Origin of the sequence: Nocardia sp. NPDC058633, from assembly GCF_042717045.1 — a bacterium.
In the GTDB taxonomy this organism is placed as follows: Bacteria; Actinomycetota; Actinomycetes; order Mycobacteriales; family Mycobacteriaceae; genus Nocardia.
On record NZ_JBHXRA010000023.1, the window covers coordinates 22,588 to 46,779 of the forward strand.

A 24,192-nucleotide genomic window follows, 5' to 3' on the forward strand; every position below is an offset into this window, starting at 1 on the left:
AAGGGGCAGCGGTTGCTGCCCCTTTCCGGTGGTGACGATCAGTCGGCGGATGCGGTGTGCGGCCCGTTCGGCGTCACCGCTTGGGCGGGCTGCATGCTCAGCGGGATGCCGGTTCCGGGCACGGTCGGCGCCGCGGCGGGGATCTGCGGCACGGCAGGCGGGGCCGGGACGAGCGGCAGCGGGTCCTCCTGCGGCGCGTCGCCGTACAACTGGGTCGGGTAGTCCAGCGGGAACTCCCCCGGGTTCACCAGTTGTGGATTCGGTGAGACCGTCTCGTACGGCGAGGTACTCGACTCCTCCGCCGGGCTCACCTGCAACCCACTGCCGGAACCCACACCACCGGTCGACCCGGTCTCCACCGACGCGGCGTCGTGTGTCCGGGGGGCTTGCGCGACATCCGGCGCCGACGCGACGCCGGGCTCCGACGACACGGCGGTGTTGTCGACAGCGGGCGACCCGCTGTTCAGTACCGCATACGAGCCACCCGCGACGAGCCCACCCGCCAGCACACTCGCCGCCGCGGCGACCATCGCGGTCCCGCGCTTGGATCGCGAGCCGGTCGAGATCGGCACCACGACTGTGTCACCGAGCGCGACCAGCGCGGCACCGGCGGCAGGCGCGAACGGCGCCAACCGACACGGCAGCACCGGCACCCCGAACCCGGCGACCGCGTCGCGCACCGCGGGCGCGTCCGACGAGGAACCGACCAGCACCACCGCGCCCGGTTTCACCGACGCCGCCTCGAATTGGTCCCAGGCCGCCGACACACCGGCGCGCAATGCCTCGGGCGTGGGCGCGCCGGTCTGCGACGACGCGGCGAGCACGCGGTGGCGGCCCGGGTCGATCAGGGTCATCGCCTGGTAGCCGGGCACCGCCTCGTAGACGAGCAGATTGTCGAACTCGTCGAGCCAGGTCATCGCGCCCGCGACGAACAGATGCGCCGACTTCGCCGAAACCAGCGAGGCCGTGCGCCATTCGGTCTCCGCCAGCCGGGTGACGATCGCGCGTCGCTCGTTCGCGTCGCGGTAACTCACTGCCACCCCGGCGATCTCGTGCTCGGCGGCGAGCTCGGCGGCTATCGCGTCGAGAGCGGTGTGTACCGCCACCGCCACGTCGGCCTTGCCGTCGCCGCCGGCACGGACGGTGCGCCGCAGCAGCATCCGATCCGCGAGGGTGACGCCCGATTCCGCGAACGCCACCGCGTGCACGGCTCCCCGCTCGGTGCTGACGCCGAGGGTTACCACAGATCCTGTTGCCACAAGTCTTGCCTTCCCCTGTGCGAAACGGTGCGGGACGGGACCACACAGGGTCCGTCACTTCGCGGTAGGTCTGGTGCGGCGTGCGCTGGCTAGCCGCGAACAAGCGTGCAGATAGACGCACACTTATCTGATGATTCGTCACCGGTCATCGGGTGGATGGGTCGGGATTTCGACCAGTTGTTGACACGCTGTCGGTAGAGGCGTGTCGCGGATGTGTGTATACCGCTAGCCTGGATGAGTGGAAGTACACGCGCAGGCCCGGTCACCGCAGAGCCGTCCGGACCCTGCGCTGGAATTGCAGGACGACCCGCAGGAGTTGATGCCGCGCAAGCGGCCCACGCAGGAGCGCAGCAAGCGCAAATTCGACGCGCTGCTGGCGTCCTCGCGCGAACTGCTGGTCGAGGTGGGGTTCGAATCGTTCACCTGTGAAGAGGTCGCGCAGCGCGCCGAGGTGCCGATCGGCACCCTGTACCAGTTCTTCGCCAACAAGTACGTGATCGTCTGCGAGCTCAATCGGCAAGACCTGGTTGCGGTTTCCCGCGAGCTGGCCGACTTCCACGGTGAAGTGCCCTCGCTGGACTGGTTGCGGCACATGAACCAGTTCGTCGACCATATGGCGAACCTGTGGACCACCGACCCGTCGCGACGCGAGGTGTGGTTGGCGATGCAGTCGACCCCGTCCACGCGGGCTACGGGCGCGCTGCACGAGAAGGAATTCGCCGCCGTCGTCTCGCAGATGCTGCGGCCGCTGACACCGCGCACGCCGCGCGCTCGGCGCACGATGATGGCCGAAGTGCTGGTGCACGTCGTGTATTCGATGCTGAACTTCTCGGTGCAGGAAGATCAGTCCAACAAAGACGCCGTCGCCGAACTCAAGCGGCTGATGGTGGCGTATCTGCTTGTGGCGGAAAAAGAATCGCGAACCGCTGAGGAGTAGCGGTTCGCGATCGGTCTAGTTTCTGCCGTCGATCAGGTCGGCGAGTTCGCCCGGATCCTCCAGCACCACCATCGCCGCGGCGGTGTCGCCGTCGTGGGTCAACGACAGGTGCACCCGCACGCGGGGCAGGAATTCCGCGGCCAGGCCGTGCAGCTTGATGCTCGGCCTGCCCCAGGCGTCGTTGACGACTTCGATGAGCGGATACGGGTTGTCGCCGATCTGTGGGCTGCGGGCGAAGCGAGACGATGCCCAGGCTTTGAGCACCGCCTCCTTCGCGGCCCAGCGTGCGGCGAAGCTGCGGGCCGGGTCGGTCTGCTTGCTCTGGCAGTAGCGACGTTCACCAGCGGTGAATGTCTCCCTGAGCATGGTCGACCCGGGCCGTTGCAGCTGTTCGGAGAACTCGGAGATGGTCACCAGGTCCAAGCCGATACCGAGAATCGTCACGAAGCGGCAGCCTACGACGCTTCGGTCGACGGCGTGGCGATTTGCCCGGTGCCGCAACCCCATCCGCTCGCGCTGTAGACACCGTCGGTGTCCAAGCGGGCCTGCGGCGAGAGCAGCATGTCGGCTTCGAGCTGACGGATCTGCTTGGCCGGCGTGCCGTCGGCGCCGAGGCGACGATCGGCGGGCTTCTCGTACAGTGCCGACCCGCCACACATGGCCTCGGCGAAGCGCTGCCTGCCCGCGAGCTGTCGCGTCTGCGCCCGCTCCTGGTACTGCGCCCGCGCGCCCGGTTCGATCGCGGCCAGGAACGCCTGCGGATGCACCACCGCGAGCAGCCCGGACACGTGACCGAAGCCGAGCGAGGTCACCAGACCCGCCTTCAGCGCGAACTTCTCGCCGAAGCGCAGTGGCTCGCGCGCCCACACCAGGTGCGGGTAGTCGGCCATCTTCTCGTCGACGCAGTCCAAGCTCCGGTTCGGCGGCACCACACCGTTTTCCAGCACCTGGCACAGACCGATGAGCTGGAACGCCGCCGCGCCGCCCTTCGCATGGCCGGTGAGGCTCTTCTGCGAGACCACGAACAGCGGTGCGCCGCTGGTACGACCCAGCGCGCCGGCGAGCCGCTCGTGCAGCTCCGACTCGTTGGGATCGTTGGCCGCGGTGGAGGTGTCGTGCTTGGAGATCACCGCGATGTCGTCGGGGGTCACGCCGAGCTTGCGCAGTTCGGCCGCCAGTCGCGATTCGCTGCCGCCACGCCCCGCACCCAGCGCACCGAGACCCGGTGCGGGGATGGAGGTGTGCACGCCGTCGGCGAAGGACTGGGCGAAGGCGACGACGCCGAGCACCGGCAGGCCCATCTCCACGGCCACGTCACCGCGGGCCAGCAGCACGGTGCCGCCACCCTGCGACTCCACGAACCCGCCGCGACGGCGATCGTTGGCGCGGGAGAAGTAGCGGTCGCTGATGCCCTTGGCGCGCATGCTCGCCGAGTCGGCGGTGGCCGACATGTCACCGAAGCCGACGATGCCTTCGATGCCCAGGTCGTCGAAACCACCGGCGACCACGACCTCGGCCTTACCGAGCCGGATCTTGTCGACGCCTTCCTCGACCGACACCGCCGCCGTGGCGCACGCCGCGACCGGGTGCACCATGGCGCCGTAGCTGCCGACGTAGGACTGCACCACGTGCGCCAGGGCGACGTTGGGCAGTGCTTCCTGGAGGATGTCGTTCGGGCGCGGTTCGCCGAGCAGGTTGTCGACATAGAGCGAGCGCATCGAGGACATGCCGCCCATGCCGGTGCCCTGGGTGTTGGCCACCAGGCTCGGGTGCACCCAGCTCATCAACTCGTCGGGGCTGAAGCCCGCGCCGACGAACGCGTCGACGGTGCAGACGATGTTCCACAGCGCGACCCGGTCGATCGAGGCGGCCATGTCGGCCGAGACGCCCCAGATGGTGGGGTCCCAGCCGGTGGGGATCTGGCCACCGACCACGCGTGACAGCTTCGCCTTGCGCGGCACGCGGATCTCGGTGCCCGCCTGGCGGGTGACGGTCCAGTCGCCCGAGCCCTCGACCGGGCTGATCACCGTGTGCTCGGGATCGGCGGTGTGGAAGGCGCGCGCCTCGGCCTCGTTCGCGACCGTGAACGACAGGTCCTGGTCGAGGAACACCGAGGTGAGCAGCGGGGCCGCGTTGTCGAGCATGGCGCCGTCGTCTTCGTATCGGCGCACACCGCAGCGTTCGACGACGGTGTCGTGGTAGCGCTCCGCCACTTCGGCTTCCGGCACGAAGTCACCGGATTCGGTGTCGTACCAGCCCGGCTTGGGCTCGTTCTCCCAGCGGATCAGCCCGGTGGTCCAGGCCAGTTCGAGCACACCGGCGGCCGAGAGCTGGTCTTCGACCTCCATCTCGAAGCGGGTGCGCGAGGAGCCGTACGGGCCGAGCTCGCCCGCGCCGACGATGACGACCATCTCGCTCAGTTCCGCGGTGACCGGAGTCCAATCCGGCACGGGCAGTGCCGAACTCAGCGTGGGCGGTGCGGGCAGCGCGGCGATGGTCGCGGTGGTCGCGGCTTCTTCGATCTTCTCGGCCGCGGCCTCCTGCGCCTGCCTGGCGAGCGCGGGCAGGTCGAGCTTGGCGCGCGCCAGACCACCGGTGAGGTCGATCTGCTGCGGGCCGGTGATCGTCACCTGGCGGGCACGCGAGGTGCACCACTTGAGCAGTTCGTCGGCCATCTCGGCGGTCGACCAAGTGTGCACGCCCGCCTTCTCCACGGCCTCGACCATGGGGTCGTTGTGGCCCATCAGCCCGGTGCCGCGCACCCAGCCGATCAGCGCGTGTACCAGGGTGACCCGCTCGGCCCACGACTTCTCGGCCCGCCACTTCAAGACCACCGCGTCGAGCGCGGCCTTGGACTCGCCGTAGGCGCCGTCGCCGCCGAAGAGGCCGCGGTTGGGCGAACCCGGCAGCACCACATGCAGTTTCGAGTCGACATCGTGGTCGGCGCCGATGGCCGAGAGGCCACCGATCAGCCGTTCCACCGACCACAGCAGCACGCGCATTTCCATTTCGGCGCGGGCGCCCGCGTCGGCGAGGTCGCCCGCGACGCGCGGCGCCGCGAACGGCAGCAGCATCGTCGGGGTCATGGCGTCCTTGACCTTGATCTTGGCGCCGCCCGCGTTGTCGACATGTTCGGTGCCGACCCACTCGATCAGCGCGTCGAGGTCCTGGTAGGAGGCCATGTTGGCCGGGACCACCCACAGCGCCGCACCGTGGCGGGCGTTGTCGCGGTAGAGCGAGCGGTAGAACCGCAGCCGCTCGTCGTTGAGGCCCGAGGTGGTGACGACCACGGTCGCGCCGCCGGAAAGGAGCTTGCCGGTGACCGCTGCCGCGATGGAGCCCTTGCTGGCGCCGGTGATCACAGCGAGGTCGTCGGACCACAAACCGGGCTCGGTGGTGTCGATGGCGGCCTTCGCGATCTGCGCGTACACCCCGGCGAGCACCGAGCGGGCCTCGTGCATGGCCCGCTGCCGCCACCAGTTCGCCTGGGCGGCAACGGCTTCACCGGCTCCTACGAAGCCGTCGATCGACTGCTCCGCGGTGGTGGCATCGTCGCCGAGCCACATCTTCGCGAGATCCTCGCGGGCGGTGGCCCAACGGTCGTCGATGAGCACTGCCTTGCGGGCATCGAAGGCGGGTGCGACCAACCGTGGCCAGTCCGAGCCCAATTCGGCCGAGACGAGGTCGGCCAGGGTATCGGGTGTGGCCTCGGGTGCGCTGATCTTGTCGCTGAGGCCGAGCTGTTCGAGCACCACCCGGGCCGCGGTGGCGAGCACGCCGTCGCGTCCGGTGATCTGCTCGGTGAACTCGCCGAGCGCCGCCGCGTCGACGGTGCCGCCTGCCGCGCCACCCGCCGAGGGCATCGAGACCGCGACACCGCGTCGTGCTGCCACGGCCTGCACGGCCGCGTCGATGGCGGCGTCGACCGATGCCGCGTCGCTGAGCGCACCGCCGGCGAGACCGCCGAGGTCGCCGCCGCGCACGCTCGCGCCCTCACGGGTGCCGAGCGAAACCTCGGCGGTGACGTGGCTGGCCCAGCCGTCGCCGAGTTCCCAGACCTTCTTGACCCGGTCGGCGATGGCGGCGGGCCGCTTGCCGGAGGGGCCGAAGACCTTGCGCAGGTGGTCGCCGATCGAGTCGGTGAGCACGGTGCCGAAGGGCTTGTAGGTGCGGGCCAGGCGTTCGACGGTGGCGGCCAGCGCACCCATGTCGGCGTCGGCGGCGCCGTCGATGGCACCCAAGGAGAGCTCGGCACCGAGGTCGACGAGCAGCTGGTTGCGCCGCGAGGAGACACCGTCGCAGAGGCCTTCGATGGTGTCGACCGGGCCGATCTGGTCCATCCGCAGCTTGGTCCACAGCGCGATGAGCACGCGGGTGGCGTCGGCGGCGCTGAACGCGATGTCGTCGGGACGCGGGCCGCCGGTGGCCACCGGAGCGGCGGCGGCGACGGGGGCCGCCGCGGTCGGGGCGGGCGTGGCCTCGACGGGGGTGTCGTCGATGTCGTCGACCGGGGCCGGATCGGTGTCGGTGGAGTAGACCGTTGCCGCGTCACGTTCGACGTTGACGACCTCGACGGTCGCCCCACCGAACCCCGGCAGCTTCAGCGTCTGCGTGGCCAGGTTCGCCACGGTCGGGGTGGCGCCGAGGCCGACCTCGACGAACCGTTCGACACCGAGACCACCGTGCGCGGTGTCGGTGAACAGCAGGTCCTGGGTCTCGATCCAGCGCACCGGGCTGGCGAACTGCCAGGCCAGCAGCTCGATCAGCACCACACGGCACAGTTCGGCGTCGCGCTGTGCCCAGTTGTCGAAGTCGGCCAGCACGGCCACGAGGGGCTCCGACGGCACGAGTTCGGCGATTTCGGTGAGGAACGCGCGGTCGAGGGAGAACGGACGGGGCACGAGGTTCGGAATGTAGCGTCCGACGAGGACCTCCGGGTGCACCTCGGCCGGGAGCAGCTGCTCGAGCTTGTGCCGGAACTCCGGCACCCCGTCGCGCAGCACCGAGGAGTGGAACGGCACGTCGATGCCGGGCACCAGGATGAACGCCCGCTTGCCACCGAATTCGGCACGGCGGCGGTCGATTTCGGTTTCGAGCGCTTCGAGCCCGGCGACCGTGCCCGCGATGGCGTACTGGGAGCCGCGCAGGTTCAGGTTCACCACCTCGAGGAATTCGCCGGTCGACTCGCCGATGCCGTTGACGAAGTCGATCACCTCGACGTCGGGCAGCCCGATCTGTGACGGGCGGATGGCGGCCATCCGGTAGTCGCTGCGGCCCTGCGCGTCACGCGGGACCAGCTCGTGCATGGCCGAACCACGCTGGAACACCACCTCGAGCACCGCTTCCAGCGGCAGCACACCGGCGACGGCGGCGAGGGCGTTGTACTCACCGACCGAGTGACCGGCCAGCATCGCGCCTTCGACGAACGCGCCGGCTTCCCGCAGCTCGGCCACCTGAGCCACGCCGAGGGTCGCCATGGCGACCTGGGTGAACTGGGTCAGGTGCAGCACGCCGTCGGGGTGCCGGTGTTCGACACCGCGCGCCTTGAGGAAGGTCGGGTTGTCGCGCACCACCGCCAGGATCGAGAAACCGAGGGCTTCGCGGGTGTGCGCGTCGGCACGCTCCCACACTCGCTTGGCCGCCTTCGAACGGGTCAGCGCGTCCAGACCCATCCCCTTGCGCTGGATGCCCTGACCCGGGAAGGCGTACACGGTCTTCGGGGCGGCGGTGCGCCCGGTCGCGGTCATGACCAGGTCACCGTCGACGCGGCAGGAGACCTCGACGATCTCGGCGCCCGCGTCTACCGCGATCCGCTCCACCCGCACGTCCACGGTCGCGCCGGGGCGCACCATGCCGAGGAACCGGGTGGTCCATGCCGTGAGAGTGCGTGCGGGAACGGAGCTTTCGGGATCCACGGCGCAGACCGCGTGCTGGGCGGCGGCCGAGAGCCACATGCCGTGCACGATCGGGCTGCCGAGACCGGCCAGCTTGGCGGCGGCGTCGGAGGTATGGATCGGGTTGTGGTCGCCGGAGACCGCGGCGAAGGCGTGCATGGCGCGAGGGGCGGCCATGCGCACGTCGCGGCGACGGCGGCGCGGGGTGTCGGTGGCGTCGTCGGACACCGCACCGGCGGCGCGCGGCGGATCGGTGAGCTCACCCGCGCCGTTGCGGCCGCGGATGGCGAAGCGCTCGACGAGCCTGGCCAGCGGGGTGGCGTCGAGACCCTGATCGAGGATCAGCCCGATGTTCACCACGACCTCGACCACGCGGCCCATGTCGGTGTCGACCACCGCGCCGCCCTCGGCGCGAACGACGAGAATGCTGGTCTCCGAGGGCAATTCGTTCAGCAGCTCGATCTGATGATCGAGGTGGACCAGGTCGAGCATGCCCTCGATGACCGAGCCACCGACCGGCGTCCGGGCCGCGCCGAGCACCGCGAAGACCGCGGGCCAGCAGGCGCCGACGAGCACATCGGGAGCGGTGCGACCCAGGGTGCTGAGGGTGTCGGGCAGGCCCGAGCCGGTGACCCCGGCATGATCGGCGATCAGATCCGGCATCCACGCCAGGTTGAGGTGTGCCACCCCGGCTTTCACCTCGGGCAGCGACTTGCCCGCGGCCACGCCGAGCAGTGCCGACATCGCGATGTCGGCATCGGCGTCGGTGATCACCGGCGCGCCGCCGGAATACACGCTCGCGGGCACGGTGATGCGGATCCGCACGGACTCACGCGCCAGCGGCACGGTGAGCTCGACGTAACTGAATTCGCTTTCGGGCCCGGTGGTTTCGGTCAGGGTGGCGCCGGTGCTGTGATGGACCGCGCTCCCCTGCTCGACCGTCCATTCCGTGATGTCGCCGAGGCGATGCACCGGGTTGACGGTGGTGCGACCGGCCCACTGCACGTCGGGGGCGGCGAGCACGGTGTCGATCGGTCCGGCCACCACACCGGCGACGCGACGCGCGTCCACCGGATCGGGGACAACCCCGGCCCTGACCAGGCTGTAGGCGGTGTCCTGCTCGAAGCGGTCGAGCAGCTCGCCGACCGGCTCGTCCACGCGAGTGATGCCCGCGACGGCGACGGTGCCGGGGATGACGCACACCTGGTCGGCCGAGTAGCGCGGATCATGAGCCTGCCACAGCGAATCCGAACGCCACCAGCGCCGCACGTCGGCGTCGACGACCGGGACGAAGTTCACGGGCTTGCCCGGGGTCTTGCACAGGGAGACGAAGAACGGCACGTCGGCCGGGTGCAGCACGGTGTCGGCGACGGTCGGGTACTGCTTCTTCAGCGCGCACAGCGCCTGCACCGGGTGCTCGAAGGCATCGTCGTCGGCGAACAGGGTTTCGATCTCGCCGCTGTCGGCCGGATTGAGCCGGGACTCGGTGCGGCGCATCATCTCCGCGAACCGGTCACGCCAGCTGATATCGAGCCAGTCCGAGCGGGTGGCGTCGCGGATCGCGTCACCGATATCGCTGCCGCAATCGAACGAGATCGGCACCTCGCTCGAAACAGCGAGGGAAACATAGCGTTCCAGCCACTGCTGGTAGGTCATGGTGGCGACATCGCCGAAGTAGGGCTTGGCGGTGGCGTCCAGCGCCGCGATGATCTCGGCGCGACGGCTTGCGACCGCCTCGGCATCGCCGGCGACCTCGTCGAGCAGGCGACCGGTGCGCGAGGCGGCGTTGTCGATCTCGTGGATGTCGGCGCCCAATTGGCTTCGTCCGGACGCCATTCCGCCGTTGGCGGTGCCCGCACCGACCCAGTCGGGGGTGCCGGGGGTGTCGACGAGCAACTGCTTCACCGCAGGAGCGGTGGTGGCTTCGAGGGTCGCCATTGCCGCGGTGCCGACGAGCACGCCGTCCAGCGGCATGAGCGGGTAGCCGTACCCGGTGGACCAGGTGCCGGTGAGGTAGTCGGTGGCGCGCTCGGGGGTGCCGATGCCGCCGCCGACGCAGACCACCACGTTGGTGTGCGCGCGCAGCTGGGCGTAGGTGGCCAGCAGCAGGTCGTCGAGGTCTTCCCACGAGTGGTGCCCGCCGGCTTTGCCGCCTTCGATGTGCATGATCACCGGGTAGTCCGGCACGGCATCGGCGATGCGCAGCACCGCCTTGATCTGGGCCACCGTGCCCGGCTTGAACGCGACGTGGCTGATGCCCGCCTCGGACAGCTCACCGATCAGCGCGACGGCGTCGTCGAGTTCGGGGATGCCCGCGGTGACGATCACGCCGTCGATCGGCGCACCCGCCGCCCGTGCCTTCTGCACCAGGCGCTTGCCGCCGAGCTGCAGCTTCCACAGGTAGGGATCGAGGAACAGCGAGTTGAACTGCACCGCGCGACCCGGCTGCAGGAGCTGACGCAGCTCGGTCATCCGGTCGGCGAAGATCTGCTCGGTCACCTGTCCGCCACCGGCCAGCTCGGCCCAGTGGCCCGCATTGGCCGCCGCCGCGACGATTTTCGCGTCGACGGTGGTCGGGGTCATTCCTGCCAGCAGGATCGGCGAACGACCGGTGAGCTTGGTGAACGCCGTCTCGACGACGATGCGGCCGTTGGGCAGACGCACCGGCTTCGGCGCGAACGCCGACCATGGCGTCGACAGCTCGGGCGCGGCCCCCGGGGTGAGCAGGCTGCGCTGACCGGCGCGGGTCGCGGCCGCGACCACTCCGACACCGGTGCCCTTGAGCGAACCGTTTGTCACCCGGGAGAGCAGGTCGCCGGGGCCGAGATCGAGGATCCACTGCGCGCCCGCGTCCACCACGGCGTCGACGGTGGCGACCCAGTCGATCGGGTCGACGAGAACCTGCTGGGTCAGGGCGGCGGCGAGGTCGGCGTCGAGCTCGCACTGACGTGCCCAGCCCGCGACCAGTTCGACGGTCTCGGCCAACGCCGGGTGGTGGAAGGCGACATCGACCGAGATGTCCTCGAACACGGGCGCGAACACCGCGCCACCGCGTGCCTTGGTCTCACGCTCACGGGTCTGCTCGTCGTGCAGCTGAGCGCAACGCACGCGCACCCGATCGATCTGCGCGGGCGCACCCGAGAGCACGACGCGCCTGCGGCCGTTGCGGATCGAGACGACCGCGGCGATCGCGGGATCGACTCCCTCGGCCACCTCGGTGACGATCGCCCGCAGCTGTTCCGGATCCACGTTCGACACCGCGACCATCGGCGAGCGCTCGCCCACCGGCATCAGTCCACGCCTGCGTGCGACGAGGCCCGCGGCGGCACCGACGAGCTGGGCGATGGCCAGCAACTCCGCGTCACGCGTGCCGCCCGCCTCGACCGCGGCGGCGGCGAACAGCCCCTGCGAATGTCCGATGATCGCGACGGGCGCGTGCTCGGCCGGGTCGAGACCCTGCAACCGCAACGCCCTGGTCGCGGCGAGCTGGGCCAGCAGCACGCCCGGCATGGAGACCGCGACCGAGCGCAGCACCGAATCCGCGGGCGCCGAGGAGGGCTCCTCCGGCTCGTCGAGCTCGCTCTCGAGCACCCAGCCCATCGGGTCGAACCCACCGGGACGCACCACCAGCAACTGCGTCGCAACCGGCTCGATCAGCACGGCCGCGTCATTGACCAGCGCGGTCAGCTCGGGCTCCAGCGCACTGTCGCGCCCGATCTCCTCGAGCTCGCGCAGCCACTGCGCACCCTGTCCGCCGAACGCCAACGCGTATTCCGCCCCGTTGCGCAACTGCTCCAGCAGCGCCGCGCGGGCACCCCTCGTCTGGCCGCGACCATTGACTTTCGTGGTCGCTCCCATACCGATTTCGGTGCTCTCGTTGATCGTCAAGACGCTCGACTTCCTTCTCCTGGCGTGTCGCCCGCCGACGGCACGCACACGTATCCGGCAGCCCCTCGGGCCTGTTGAAAGCCACAATCGCACAAAATCATGAGGAAAGCCTCACGTTTCCGGCCCGGCCACCGGCTACTGTCGAGTATTTCCGTACGCCAGTACCAAAATACTGTGAAACATGACGCGGCCTCATGTTTGAAGACGCAGGTCCGGACTGTTACTCGGGTTCTCAAACATGAGTGCCCCTCACATTGAGGGTTACTGAATCGTTATAATCCCAGGTCGTGTTACCCACGAGTACGCCACGCCGCCCCAAAGCTTCGCCCAGCCCGATTCGCCCGGTAGAGTTTGGACGGTCGTACACATCCAAGCGCGAGTGGCGAAATTGGCAGACGCGCCAGATTTAGGTTCTGGTGTCCACGGACGTGGGGGTTCAAGTCCCCCCTCGCGCACTTCTCTTGCACGTTTCTGTGTCAGATATGACGCAAAACGTGGTGCCTCGACAACCACCACTCCGACCGGCGCTGGTAGGAATCAGAAGCCGGTCCCTTACCCGTGACGGTTCAGTTCATCGAATCAGCGTGATCGTGCCGATCCGCCCGGAACCGTTGATCATCACCGCGTGGCGGGCCATCGCTACTCCCGATCCCCACTGATGCAGAATCCTCGGATGGGCGACCGGTGGGACGGCGAGGCAGGCTTCGAGACGATCGTCGAGAGGCACCGGCGGGAACTGCACGTGCACTGCTATCGGATGCTCGGCTCGTTCGACGAGGCCGAGGACCTGATCCAGGAGACGTTCCTGCGGGCCTGGTCGAAGCGGGCCACCTTCAATCGTGGCGACAACGCCCGGGCCTGGCTGTATCGGATCGCCACCAACGCATGCCTCGATGTGCTGCGACGGCGCCGGCGTGTCTCGGCGATGGAGTCGTTCGCCGAGGTGCCGTGGCTGCAGCCCTATCCGGACCACCTGCTGGACCAGGTGTCGCCTTCGGAGCGGCAGCCGGACGAGATCGTGGTGGCCCGGGAAACGATCGAGCTGGCGTTCATCGCCGCCCTGCAACTGCTGCCGGCGCAGCAGCGGGCGGCCCTGGTGCTGCGCGAGGTGATCGGCTGGTCCGCGGCCGAGACGGCGCAGGCCCTGGACACCTCGGTCCCCGCGGTCAACAGTGCCTTGCAGCGGGCTCGCCGTACCCTGCGGGGCCGCCGGTCGACCGACTCCGACGGCAGGCGCACCGAGCTCAGCGCGGAGGAGAACGAGCTGCTACGGCGGTACGTGGACCTGCACGAGAATCCCCAGCCGACCGCCATGGTGGCTCTGGTCCGCGATGACATCCGCATCACCATGCCCCCGCAGCCGGTCTGCTTCATCGGGTGGGACTCCCTGGCGCCCTTGCACGAGCTGGCCTTCGGCCCGGAAGGCCTGGGCGATTGGAAGGTCCGGCCGACCGTCGTCAATCGGATGCCGGCCGCCGCCTGCTATCGGCGGGCCACCGGCGACAACGCCTACCGCGCCTTCAAGCTCGACGTCTTGCGGTTCCAGGGTGGCCTGATCGCGGAGATCACCACGTTCGAACGCCCTGTCTTCGACTGGCTCGGACTGCCCACCGAGCTGTGACCGGATGGACGCAGCCTGACGGCTCGGCATCTTGTACCAACTTCCGGACGACCGATGAGTTCGCGATCGGGATGTCGTTGTACCTCATGAACCGACCGGGAACGACCCGGGCGGCATCGACGAGGAGATCATCATGGGCAAGGTTGCGTTCGACATCAGCGTCTCGCTGGACGGTTACATCGCGGGGGCCGGCCGTACGGCCGACGCACCGATGGGACAGGGCGGGGACCAGCTGCACAACTGGATGGGCAGTGAGGACGGTCAGGCCCTGCTGGGCAGGATGGTGGTGGGACTGGGTGCGGTGATCGCCGGCCGGCGGACCTACGACGACTCGGTCCGCTGGTGGGGTGCCGACGGCCCGAGCGGTCCGGCGCGGCGCCCCACCTTCGTGGTGACCCACGCGGTGCCGGCCGACTCGCCCGAGAACGGTGTCTACCGGTTCGTCACCGGTGGCATCGACGCCGCGCTCGATCAGGCCCGGGAGACGGCGGGTGATCACACCGTTTGCGTGATGGGCGGGGCCCACTTGATCCAGCAGTTCCTGGCCGCCGGCCTGGTCGACGAGGTCTCCTTGCACGTGGTTCCGGTGCTGCTCGGCGCCGGCACGAGGCTGTTCGACGGCGTCCCGGCGGCGCAGCTCCCGTTGGAGCCGCTGGAGGTGATCAACACTCCGACGGCGCTGCACACCCGGTACGGGGTGGTCGCGTCGACGTGATCGCCGAGCTCGAATCCGGCGTGCTGATCGCCACTGATTCGATTGCTCCGCACGGTCGTTCCCGGAGCGTTGCGGACGGTGCCGCCGTGACCAGCCGAGAGAAAATCCGTGGTGACTCAGGGATTGCCCTGATGTGGGAAGGTCCCCAGACTTCGCATCATTAAGAGACGAATCCGTATCTTAAGGGGTGTTCATGTCGCGTAGTCTTCGCCATCTACTGGTGTGGCTGCATGTGGTCTCATCGGTCAGCTGGCTCAGCCAGGTGGCAGCGCTGACCGTGTTGCTACTGGTCAGCGCTGTCTCGCCGCCGGGTGAGCGCAAGACAGCCAGTGCGATCACCGCTGAGCTGCTCGATCAGACCGTGCTGGTGCACTCGGCCAATACCGCCGCCTTCTCTGGCTTGATTTTGGCCGCGGTCACGACGTGGGGCTACTTCCACCACTGGTGGGTGTGCGTGAAGTTCGTCCTCACCCTCGGACAGCTGTACGTGGGGATCTTCATTCTTTCCGCGGCGATGCACGACACCGTGGCGGCCGCCGAGCAGGGACTCGACGGTCCGGCCACGCCCTTGGGGGTCACAGCCGGTGTGATGGTCGCCGTGCTGGCCTTTCAGGTGTGGCTGTCGGTGGCCAAGCCGTGGGGGCGAACCCCGCGAGGGGAGCGCGCGCGGACCCGGCCGGTTTCGGCGCCGCCGTGGCTGTACGCCCTCGGCGTCGGGGCACCGCTCGTCGATGTGGGTATCGGTGTCGCACTGGGTGTTCCGGCTCCAGCGTTGTCGCTGGTGACGCTGATCCTCGCGCTCTGCACGCGGGCGCGGCGGGCCAGCAAGGTTACCGAACCCCTCGTTCGCGAGCACCGACCTCGACCCGGCACGGTCGAACGGGTCACCGCGCTCACCGCCACCGTCAAGGCGCTGCGCATCGCCTGCGACGCTGGGCCCTGGGAGCCGGGGGCCCACATCGACCTCATCCTGCCCTCCGGCAAGACCAGGCAGTACTCGCTGTGCGGCGATCCCACCGACCGGGCCGGGTACGACATCGCGGTCCTGCGCGAAGATCATGGACGCGGCGCCTCACGCGAAATCCACGCGCTGGCAGTGGGCGACAAGGTGCGAATCGGTGGGCCGCGCAACAACTTCCCGCTGGTCGACGCGCCCGCGTACCTGTTCGTCGCGGGCGGCATCGGGGTGACGCCGTTTCTGCCGATGATCGCTCGCCTCACCGCTGACGGTCGACCGTGGCGGTTGGTCTATCGCGGCCGAACGCGCGAGGAGATGTCCTTCGCCGACGACCTCGTACAGAGCTACGGCGACCGCGTGACCCTCCTCGCCTCGGACGCGACGCCGCGCCCCGATCTCGCGACTTTGCTCACCGAACAGTCCGACGGCACTGCCGTGTACTGCTGTGGGCCGGAGAGTTTGATGCGCGCGGTGGCCGAATGTGGCGGACCCACAGTGCATCTCGAACGCTTCACCCCCGCCGACCGCCACGACGCACCGGCGACCGCCTTCGACCTGTATCTTTCCCGAACCCGCCGTACCGTCAGTGTCCCCGCGGAGCTGAGCGCCCTCGACGCCCTGCGAACGGCTCTACCCACCGCGCCGGGCTCGTGCGAGAACGGACTGTGCGGCAGCTGTGTCCTGCGGGTCGAAGCGGGAGACCCCGACCATCGCACCGATGTCGCCAAGGAGTCCGCCGACCTGTTCCACCCCTGTGTGTCGCGATCTCGAGGCCCCCTCCTGGTCGTCGACGCCTGAGGCCGTGAGGCCGGGCGCGACTAGGCTGGTCGCCGATGGAAGCCGCACAGCCAGTCCGCACCCGGCGCCGGGGCGAGGATCTTCTGCGCGCCATCCGCGCCGCGGTCCTCGGCGAACTCGCCGAAGTGGGCTATGGCAACCTCACGAGGGAGGGCGTCGCGAGCAGGGCAGGCTGCGGCAAGGCTCCCCTGTACCGACGCTGGAAAACCAAGGACGACATGGTGCTCGACGCTGTGCGCCACGGGTTTCCGTTACGACCGAGCCCCGTGTACTCGGGCAACCTTCGCGACGACCTGCTGCTGGTCGTGCGGGGCATGGCGGCCGGGCTCGCCGGCCCGTACGGCAGCATCCTGCGTGCCGTGCTCGGTGAAACCCATCGCCGTCCCGCACTCATGACGGCACTGCACGAATCGATCTTCGACCCGCGCGCCGCCGACATGCGGGCGCTGCTGAGCGCTGCCGCGGCCGCGGGCGAGATCCGCGCCGAGGCCGTGGATTCACCGGCCGCCACCCTCGGCCCCGAGCTGGTCATGTTCCGATTCCTGACCGAGGGCACTCCCCTCCCGGACACCACCCTCACCGAGATCGTCGACGACATCGTACTGCCCTTGCTGTCCTGAACGGTCGGCGTTATCGCGCCACGTCGCGATCGGATTCGGGGGTGTCGGCGAGGACAGTTCGGGCGTCGTCGACGAGGTCGGCGGCCGCGGGACCACAGGCGTAGCGAGCGGCGTCGATAGCGCCGATCGCGGCGGCGAGCGGGTCGGGATTGGTGGCGTGGTGCAGCGCGGACCACAGCCAGTAGTTCGCACGGTCACCGACAAGCGATGTGCGCGCCCGCAGTTCGGCTTCCGGCGTCATGGCGCGCGCTTGGATGCTCGCGACCACGTCGGGGTCATCAGCCAGGTGCACGTATTCGGCAGCTCGACCGACCGCCCACCACGCCATGGCTTGCTGGCGTTCGACGGGGAGGTCCGTCAGGAGATCGGTGTCGGCGCCCAAGGGGCCGTGCCCGTGGCCCGCGCGGGACCCGTCGGACCGGCGCGCCGCCGGAGAGAGGTCACCGAGCAGCGGAATCACCGCGAAGCCGATTCCGGCGGACTCCACCCGCGCGAGATCACCTTCGGCGAACGCGCTACCGGTGAAACGCTCCACCGCGACAAGCCCTTTGGCGATCCGGTGACGGTAGTCGTCGAAATCCAGGTCGCGAAGGATCGGCTCCAGGACGGGGGCGTCGCACTGCTCACCCAGTTCGAACGCGGCGACGATCCGGCCGTCGGCCGCGAACGACAGCCGCGTCAGACCGTTGACATTCCAGTACATCGACGCGGCCCGCGTCCCCTGCGACAACGCTCGCAGTTCCGGCGCGTGGCTGCCCTGATAGCCGTTGTACTCGACCACCATCACCGCGTCCGCGAGGGGTGCGACCGCGAGCCACGGATCGCCGCGCACCATCGCTCGACCCTCGAGATCTTCCATCCGCTCCGGGGCGGCCGGATCGCCACCGAAGGCGCGAACGACCGCGTCCGGATTCCGTGCAGCGACCACGGTGATCGTTGCGGCCTCGGCCAGCGCCGACTTCTCCACCCAGCGGTAGGCGTCCTCGGGCGCTGCCACGACAAGCGGTTCGGCTTCGCCTCGCAGGCGGTGACCGAGACGATCGGTCACCTTGTGCACCACGGTGTCGGCGACCGGCGACTGCCACACGGTCAGCTTGTAGGACTCTTGACCGTCGACGTCGTCGCGGTTGGTGGCGTGCACCCGCACGCGGTAGGGCCCCGGCCACGGGGGTGTTTGCTCCGCGAGCGAGCCGAACCCACCCTCGCCGGCGGTCGGCGGTGTACCGAGTACCGATGCCAGGCCGCGAGCAGCGGTCCACGCCACCTCGACCACTTCGTCCCATCCGATCGTGTCGACTTCGAATGGCTGGTCTTCGAGGACCTCGACCCGCACATGGACGATGGCGTCGGCGGTTCCGGTCCGCACTGCGACTCCCCCAGGGATTACGGTCACCAGACCGTTGTCGCGGAAGTCCGTGGCGGCGGGAAAGTCCGACTCGGTCAGCGCGAAGCGATGGTCGCGGGCCCGCACGACGCCTGCCGAATGGCGCGGATACAGATACCCGTTGCGGATCTTCTCGATGCGCGCGGCATCGTATTCGGCGGGCATCGGGGCTGCCCGCAGCAGCGGACTCGCCGCGACGAGGCCGGCACCGATCACCGTTGCCGGGTCATCACCCTCGCCCAACGTCCGCAGCACGATCACCGACACCGACACTGCGAGCGCCAGGTAGGCCGCGCCATGGGCTGCGGCCACGGCGGCCTCGTCGCGGGCGACGGACGAGTCGGACCCCACCGTCGAATCCAGCTGTGCGACAACATCGGAATGCTCACTCACCCGGGCGGCCAGTGCGACGACCAACGCCAGCGCACCGGGCCGGAAGGCCTCGAGCCTGTCAATTGCCGTCGTTGTCTCACCGGAGCCCGCCATGGTGCCGAACATGACGTACTCGCCGTCCTCCCGCGCGGGCAGCAGTGCGGCGATATTCGGTAGCCGTGGCACGGAGAGTTCGGCGACCAGCAGCTCGAGAGCTCCCAGGATCCGTTCCGGCAGCAGCTGGCCGAGCCGAGACAGCTCGGCGCGAATGCCCCTCTCGGCGATCGCATATGTGCCGAAGTCATCGCCCGAGAGCCGCAGGCGGCCCAACGCCGCCGCGGGTGGACCAGGAATCCGCGACCGCACCGACCGCATCGTCTCGACGACGGCCGATCCGAGCTCATCGACGACCCTGTCCGGAATATTCGTCATTGTCCCCTCGCTTCGTCATACCGACCGTACTACCTACTCATTTTTGATATTGACGTCAGATTCAACTAACGCTCTAATAGTGGTATGGAGTCTGGCGAAAGTGTCATGGGCACGGCCTCGGCAACGGTCGAGGCGGACCGCACCGCGATCCTGGTGGATTTCGGCGGCGTGATGACCTCGAGCGTCCTGCGGGCATTCGAGGAATTCGGGTCCTCCCTCGGCGGTGACCCGAACCTGCCGCTCCGGCTGCTCGGGCGTGACGAGGCATCGCGGCGGCTGCTGTCCGATCACGAATCCGGGCTGATCGACGAGGGCGCCTTCGAGCGCGGTTTCGCCGAACGGCTACGCGCGCACGGCGCGACGGTCGATGCCGAGGGGCTGGTGGCTCGCATGCAGGCGGGTCTCGTCCCCGACACCGACACCATGGCACTGATCAGCGAGGTCCGAGCCGCCGGCTACCCGGTTGCGTTGGTGTCCAACGCCTTCGGGCGCGACTGCTATGCCGGATTCGATCTCGACGCCATGGCCGATCGGGTCGTCATCTCGTCGGAGGTCGGGATTCGCAAACCATCTCGACGGATCTACTCCCTCGCGTGCGAACAGCTGGGAGTACCACCGACTCGGGCGGTGATGATCGACGACCTGCGACAGAATCTCGACGGAGCGGCGCGCCTCGGCATCGCCGGGTTACTGCACACCGACGCGGGCGATACCCGCCGTCAACTCGCGGAAAGGTTCGGCATCCGCGTGCGTCGTACCGCTGCTTGACCCGCGTCGGCGCCCGCAACGTCGTCACGTGCGGGCGCCGGTCACGTCACGAGCGTCACTGCTCGTGCATGTTCAGCACCAGCTTGCCGGTGTTGGCGCCGTCGAAGAGCATGCCGAGCGTGCTGGCGAAGGCGTCGATGCCACCCGGCGCCACCTGCTCGCGGGTCACCACGAGCCCGCGCCGGATCCACTCCGACATCGCGGCCATTCCCTCGGGGAACCGGTCGAGGTAGTCGGTCACGATGAAACCCGACATGGACGCGCGGTTGACCAGCAACGACAGGTAGCGCGAGGGGCCGGGTTGCGGATCGGTCGCGTTGTAGCCGGAGATGGCCCCGCACAACACCACTCGCGCGCCCTCGCGCAAGCAGGCCAGTGCCGAGTTCAGGATCTCGCCGCCGACATTGTCGAAGTAGATGTCGATGCCGTCGGGCGCGAGCTTGCGCAGTGCGCGACCGACGGATTCGGATTTGTAGTCGATGGCGGCATCGAAGCCGAGTTCGCCGGTGAGCCACCCGCATTTGTCGGGCCCGCCGGCGATGCCGACGACTCGACACCCGTTGAGCTTCGCGATCTGGCCCACCAGGCTGCCCACGGCACCGGCCGCGCCGGAGACGAGAACAGTGTCACCGGCCTTCATCCGCCCGACATCGAGGAGTCCGAAATACGCGGTCATGCCGGGGAACCCGAGCGCCCCCAGCCAGGTCGGCGCAGGGGCGAGGGTTTCGTCCACGACCACCACATCGCGACCGTCGGATACCGCGTACTCGGTGATGCCGAACGACCCGGACACCAGCTGCCCCACCGGATGGTCCGCGTTCTTCGACGAAGACACCCGGCCGACGGCATGGGCCCGCATCACTTCACCGATACCCACCGGTGGGACATAGGACCGCACGTCGTTGAGCCAGCCGCGCATGGCGGGATCGAGCGAGGCGTAGTCGATCCGAACGGTGAACTGCCCGTCGGCGGGTTCCGGGATCGGTTCGGAGGTGATGTTCCAGGTGTTGTCGTCGGGACGGCCGACCGGCCGCTGCGCCAACCGGACCTGCCTGTTCGCCGTTGTCATGGCCCTACCTTTCGCAACGCTTCGCGGTCGATGGATCGCTTCAGGATCTTGCCCGTCGACCCCTTCGGGAGCGCATCGACGAACCGTACGATGCGGGGGATCTTGTAGGCGGAGAGTCGTTCTCGCGCCCAGCTCGCGACCTGTTCGGCCGCGAGTTCGGCACCGGGCCGGACGGCGACCACGGCGGCAACCTCCTCGCCGTAGTGATCGTGCGGTACGCCGACCACGGCGGCTTCGATGATGTCGGGGTGCGCGTAGAGCACCTCTTCGACCTCACCGGGGTAGACGTTGTAGCCGCCGCGGATGATGAGGTCCTTGACCCGGTCGACGATGCGCAGATCACCCTCCACATCGGTCTGGCCGAGGTCGCCGGTACGGAACCACCCGTCGTCGGCGAGTACGGCAGCGGTATCGGCGGGTCGATTCCAGTAGCCCTTCATCACCGTCGCGCCCTTGATGTACACCTCGCCGACCCTCCCGGGCAGGCACTGCCGTCCGTCGCTGTCACGCACCTGGATCTCGGTGCGCGGCACGGCAGCACCGGTGTAGCCGGTCTTCGCGCCGCGGTCGATGTCGTTGAAGGTGCCCAACGCCGTGGTCTCGGTGAGGCCGTAGCCCTCGAGGATGGTGCAGCCGAACCGCGCCTCGAACGCCCGCGCCACCTCGCTCGGTAGCGAGGCACCGCCGGAGACCGCGACCCGCAGCTGGGCGAAGTCGCGCGGGTCGACGTCACCGGAGACGTGCAGCATGGCATTCCACATCGTGGGGACCCCCGCCATGATGGTGAGCTGGTCGGCGCGCACCATCGCCAGCATCGCCGCGGGGTCGAAGCGCGACAGCAGCGACAGCGAACCCCCACAGCTGAACGTCGCCATCATCACCGAGGCCTGGCCGAAGACGTGGAACAACGGCAGGCCGGTGCCGGTCCGATCGGCGCTCGATCCGCGACTGCACGCGGCCCCGATCGTCCCCGCCGACAGCAGGTTCGACACGGTCAGCTGCGCTCCCTTCGGCCGCCCGGTCGTGCCCGACGTATAGAGGATCGCCGCGGTGTCGGCCGGATCGCGATCGCGGACCTGTGCCGCGACAGCGCCTTGCGCAGCGCCGGGGCGCAGTGGCCACACAGGGGTGCCGAGCGCCGACGCGGCGTCTTTCGCCGCCGGGCCGACGCCGTCCCACACGATGACCAGCGAACACCCGGCGTCGGCGAGAACGTACTCGAGCTCGTGGCGCGTGGACATGGTGTTGACCGGGACGACGACGCAGCCCGCGGCCTGAATTCCCATGTACGCGACAACGAATTCGGGCACCGACGGCGCCACCAGCAGCACCCGGTCCCCCGCCTGGAGTCCAGCTGCCAGCAGCGCACCGGCGTAGTCGAGGCAGTCGGATCTCAGTCGGCCGTAGGTCCACACCGCGCGTTCGCCCGACGCGGTGATGTCGCCGCGCACGGCGACGGTGTCGGGATCGGTGTCCGCGCGTCGGCGGACGGGGTCGAAAACATTGGCCATGCGGCGAATCCTTCGGTTTTGACTAGGCGTGGGATCAGGACCGCTCGACCACTCTCGCCACCGAAACGGCGACGACGACGGGCTTGTCCGAGCCTTCACGCTCCATCGCGTGACTGGCCGTCACCTGGATGCCGCCCGCCACTCGGTCGGCGGCGGTCACCGTGACACGCAGTCGAATCCGGGAGCCCACCGGCACGGGGGCGGGAAACCGCACTTTGTCGTAGCCGTAGTTGAGGCTGTGCGCGAAGCCGGAGAATTGGAGCAGTTCGGCCGAGAGGGCAGGCCCGAGCGAGAGGCTGAAGAGGCCGTGGGCGATGGTGCCGCCCAGGTCCGTGGCCGCAGCGCGCTCCGGGTCGGTGTGGATCCACTGGTGATCACCGGTCGCGTCGGCGAAGGCGTTCACCCGTTCCTGGGTGACCTCGTACCAGCCGGTGGGCCCGAGTTCTTTACCGAGCAGCTCGGTGAGCTGTTCGAACGTGGTGGGGCTTACCGGAAGTGCCGTGTTGTCGGCCATGAGTCTCCCTCGATATGTGCGGGTCACAGGGGTGCGTGGAGCCGATTCGGCCCGAACAGGGCCCGTAGTTGAATCTGGCGTCAAATTCAACTATACATGGAAACGAGATCCCGATCACTTGTCCAGAGGAATCGCCGTGACGGTTGCCCGCAACCAGCGCTCGCCCACCCTCCCTCGCTACCCGTCAGGAGTTACTGGTGTCCCTCTTCGATTTCTCGGATCGCGCCGAGAAGTACCGAGCCGACCTGCTCGACTTCATGGACACGCACGTCTATCCCGCGGAAGCGGTGTACGACCAGCAGATGCTCGAGTCCGGTGACCCGCACTTCCAACCGCCGATCCTCGAGGAGCTCAAGGCCGAGGCCAAGCGGCGCGGCCTGTGGAATCTGTTCCACCCGCACCCCGGACGCGGCCCCGGTCTGACCAACTTCGAATACGCGCCGCTGGCCGAGATCATGGGCCGCAGCCACCTCGCCTCCGAGGCCTGCAACTGCAATGCCCCCGACACCGGCAACATGGAGGTGCTCGAGCTGTTCGGTACCGCCGAGCACAAGAAGAAATATCTCGAGCCGCTGCTCGACGGCACCATGGCCTCGGCCTTCGCGATGACCGAGCCCGCCGTGGCCAGCTCCGATGCCACCAACATCGAGCTGTCGATGGTGCGTGACGGTGACGAGTACGTGCTCAACGGTCGAAAGTGGTTCGCTTCCAACGCGTTGCACCGCAACTGCAAGGTGATGATCGTGATGGGCAAGACAGATCCCACCGCGGCGCCCCACCGGCAGCAATCGATGATGGTCGTCGCGATCGACGCCCCCGGCGTGACCATCCTGCGGGGCCTGCCGGTGTTCGGCTACCAAGACCGTGAAGGTCACGCGGAGATCGACTTCACCGACGTTCGCGTGCCTGCCACGGATCTGCTGAAGGGCGAGGGCGAAGGCTTCGCGATCAGCCAGGCCCGGCTCGGACCCGGCCGCATCCACCACTGCATGCGAGCGATCGGGATGGCCGAGCGCGCACTCGAGTTGATGTGCCGCCGTGCCCGGTCCCGGACCACCTTCGGCGAACCGCTCAGCGAGCGCAGCAACATTCAGGACTGGATCGCCGAGGCCAGGATCGACATCGAGATGATCCGATTGCTCACCCTCAAAGCCGCGTACCTGATGGACACCGTCGGCAACAAACAAGCGCGCACCGAGATCGCCGCGATCAAGGTGGCCGCCCCGAAGATCGCCCTGCAGATCGTCGACCGCGCCATCCAGGTGTACGGCGGCGCCGGTGTGACCGACGACTTCCCGCTGGCGATGGCCTACGCGCACCTGCGCACCCTGCGCCTGGCCGACGGCCCCGACGAGGTGCACAAGCGGGCGATCGCCAAAGCCGAACTGCGCAAGTACCGAGACGAGGACGCTCTCGCGTCCAATGGCCACCGAGTGGCGGTGGCCTGAGATG

At 68.8% G+C, this 24,192-nt stretch carries 14 protein-coding genes and 1 tRNA gene; 8 read left to right on the forward strand and 7 right to left on the reverse strand.

What is annotated here, in order from left to right; translation table 11 throughout:
• Nucleotides 1–38: 38 nt before the first annotated feature.
• Nucleotides 39–1,259, reverse strand: coding sequence for a hypothetical protein (locus tag ACFWUR_RS26345; RefSeq protein WP_378910349.1), 1,221 nt, complete (start codon nt 1,257–1,259; stop codon nt 39–41).
• Nucleotides 1,260–1,578: 319 nt separating this feature from the next.
• Here ACFWUR_RS26345 and ACFWUR_RS26350 point away from each other — a divergent pair, with 319 nt between their 5' ends.
• Nucleotides 1,579–2,196, forward strand: a complete 618-nt coding sequence (locus ACFWUR_RS26350) for a TetR family transcriptional regulator (RefSeq protein WP_378910428.1) — start codon at nt 1,579–1,581, stop codon at nt 2,194–2,196.
• 15 nt (nt 2,197–2,211) lie between these two features.
• On the opposite strand, the gene ACFWUR_RS26355 is transcribed toward ACFWUR_RS26350, so the two are convergent.
• Together ACFWUR_RS26355 and ACFWUR_RS26360 are read right to left on the reverse strand one after the other, a co-directional pair.
• Nucleotides 2,212–2,640 (reverse strand): holo-ACP synthase, encoded by a 429-nt coding sequence (locus ACFWUR_RS26355; protein ID WP_378910351.1) that lies wholly within the window; start codon nt 2,638–2,640, stop codon nt 2,212–2,214.
• A gap of 11 nt (nt 2,641–2,651) precedes the next feature.
• On the reverse strand, nt 2,652–11,978 hold the full coding sequence (locus ACFWUR_RS26360) for a fatty acid synthase subunit beta domain-containing protein (RefSeq protein ID WP_378910352.1): 9,327 nt from the start codon (nt 11,976–11,978) through the stop codon (nt 2,652–2,654).
• A gap of 373 nt (nt 11,979–12,351) precedes the next feature.
• Here ACFWUR_RS26360 and ACFWUR_RS26365 point away from each other — a divergent pair.
• From ACFWUR_RS26365 to ACFWUR_RS26385, 5 genes are all read left to right on the forward strand, one after another.
• Nucleotides 12,352–12,433: transfer RNA gene (locus tag ACFWUR_RS26365), tRNA-Leu, on the forward strand.
• A gap of 218 nt (nt 12,434–12,651) precedes the next feature.
• A complete protein-coding gene (locus ACFWUR_RS26370) occupies nt 12,652–13,599 on the forward strand; it encodes an RNA polymerase subunit sigma-70 (protein WP_378910354.1) in 948 nt (315 codons plus the stop codon).
• 133 nt (nt 13,600–13,732) lie between these two features.
• Complete coding sequence (locus ACFWUR_RS26375) at nt 13,733–14,314, forward strand: dihydrofolate reductase family protein (protein ID WP_378910355.1); 582 nt, start codon at nt 13,733–13,735, stop codon at nt 14,312–14,314.
• 193 nt (nt 14,315–14,507) lie between these two features.
• The gene (locus ACFWUR_RS26380; RefSeq protein WP_378910357.1) at nt 14,508–16,070 is read left to right on the forward strand and encodes a PDR/VanB family oxidoreductase; all 1,563 of its coding nucleotides are present in this window, start codon (nt 14,508–14,510) and stop codon (nt 16,068–16,070) included.
• Between the two features lie 35 nt (nt 16,071–16,105).
• On the forward strand, nt 16,106–16,690 hold the full coding sequence (locus tag ACFWUR_RS26385) for a TetR/AcrR family transcriptional regulator (RefSeq protein ID WP_378910358.1): 585 nt from the start codon (nt 16,106–16,108) through the stop codon (nt 16,688–16,690).
• Between the two features lie 10 nt (nt 16,691–16,700).
• Here ACFWUR_RS26385 and ACFWUR_RS26390 read toward each other — a convergent pair whose 3' ends face one another.
• The gene (locus tag ACFWUR_RS26390; RefSeq protein ID WP_378910360.1) at nt 16,701–18,878 is read right to left on the reverse strand and encodes a DUF6461 domain-containing protein; all 2,178 of its coding nucleotides are present in this window, start codon (nt 18,876–18,878) and stop codon (nt 16,701–16,703) included.
• An 84-nt stretch (nt 18,879–18,962) separates the two neighbouring features.
• On the opposite strand from ACFWUR_RS26390, the gene ACFWUR_RS26395 reads away from it, so the two are divergent.
• Entirely contained in the window at nt 18,963–19,646 is a 684-nt protein-coding gene (locus tag ACFWUR_RS26395) for an HAD family hydrolase (RefSeq protein WP_378910361.1), read from the forward strand.
• Between the two features lie 55 nt (nt 19,647–19,701).
• Here ACFWUR_RS26395 and ACFWUR_RS26400 read toward each other — a convergent pair whose 3' ends face one another.
• Genes ACFWUR_RS26400 through ACFWUR_RS26410 form a run of 3 tightly spaced genes read right to left on the reverse strand, consistent with a single transcriptional unit; the run spans nt 19,702 to nt 22,740 of the window.
• Nucleotides 19,702–20,715: an NADP-dependent oxidoreductase gene (locus tag ACFWUR_RS26400; RefSeq protein ID WP_378910362.1), complete on the reverse strand. Its 1,014-nt coding sequence runs from the start codon at nt 20,713–20,715 to the stop codon at nt 19,702–19,704.
• A complete protein-coding gene (locus tag ACFWUR_RS26405; protein WP_378910363.1) occupies nt 20,712–22,226 on the reverse strand; it encodes an AMP-binding protein in 1,515 nt (504 codons plus the stop codon). Before ACFWUR_RS26405 ends, ACFWUR_RS26400 begins: the two co-directional genes overlap by 4 nt.
• Nucleotides 22,227–22,260: 34 nt before the next feature.
• Complete coding sequence (locus ACFWUR_RS26410; protein ID WP_378910364.1) at nt 22,261–22,740, reverse strand: MaoC family dehydratase; 480 nt, start codon at nt 22,738–22,740, stop codon at nt 22,261–22,263.
• 197 nt (nt 22,741–22,937) lie between these two features.
• Here ACFWUR_RS26410 and ACFWUR_RS26415 point away from each other — a divergent pair, with 197 nt between their 5' ends.
• Nucleotides 22,938–24,188 carry an acyl-CoA dehydrogenase family protein gene (locus tag ACFWUR_RS26415; RefSeq protein WP_378910365.1) on the forward strand — a complete coding sequence of 417 codons (1,251 nt, stop codon included), beginning with the start codon at nt 22,938–22,940 and terminating at the stop codon, nt 24,186–24,188.
• The last annotated feature ends 4 nt before the right edge of the window (nt 24,189–24,192 follow it).

Bases quoted from the DNA above. Each gene is read 5' to 3' on its own strand.
- ACFWUR_RS26375 (WP_378910355.1), top strand. From the start codon at position 13,733: ATGGGCAAGGTTGCGTTCGACATCAGCGTCTCGCTGGACGGTTACATC.
- ACFWUR_RS26410 (WP_378910364.1), bottom strand. From the start codon at position 22,740: ATGGCCGACAACACGGCACTTCCGGTAAGCCCCACCACGTTCGAACAG.
- ACFWUR_RS26350 (WP_378910428.1), top strand. From the start codon at position 1,579: ATGCCGCGCAAGCGGCCCACGCAGGAGCGCAGCAAGCGCAAATTCGAC.
- ACFWUR_RS26395 (WP_378910361.1), top strand. From the start codon at position 18,963: ATGGAGTCTGGCGAAAGTGTCATGGGCACGGCCTCGGCAACGGTCGAG.
- ACFWUR_RS26405 (WP_378910363.1), bottom strand. From the start codon at position 22,226: ATGGCCAATGTTTTCGACCCCGTCCGCCGACGCGCGGACACCGATCCC.
- ACFWUR_RS26380 (WP_378910357.1), top strand. From the start codon at position 14,508: ATGTCGCGTAGTCTTCGCCATCTACTGGTGTGGCTGCATGTGGTCTCA.
- ACFWUR_RS26385 (WP_378910358.1), top strand. From the start codon at position 16,106: ATGGAAGCCGCACAGCCAGTCCGCACCCGGCGCCGGGGCGAGGATCTT.
- ACFWUR_RS26390 (WP_378910360.1), bottom strand. From the start codon at position 18,878: ATGACGAATATTCCGGACAGGGTCGTCGATGAGCTCGGATCGGCCGTC.
- ACFWUR_RS26370 (WP_378910354.1), top strand. From the start codon at position 12,652: ATGGGCGACCGGTGGGACGGCGAGGCAGGCTTCGAGACGATCGTCGAG.
- ACFWUR_RS26400 (WP_378910362.1), bottom strand. From the start codon at position 20,715: ATGACAACGGCGAACAGGCAGGTCCGGTTGGCGCAGCGGCCGGTCGGC.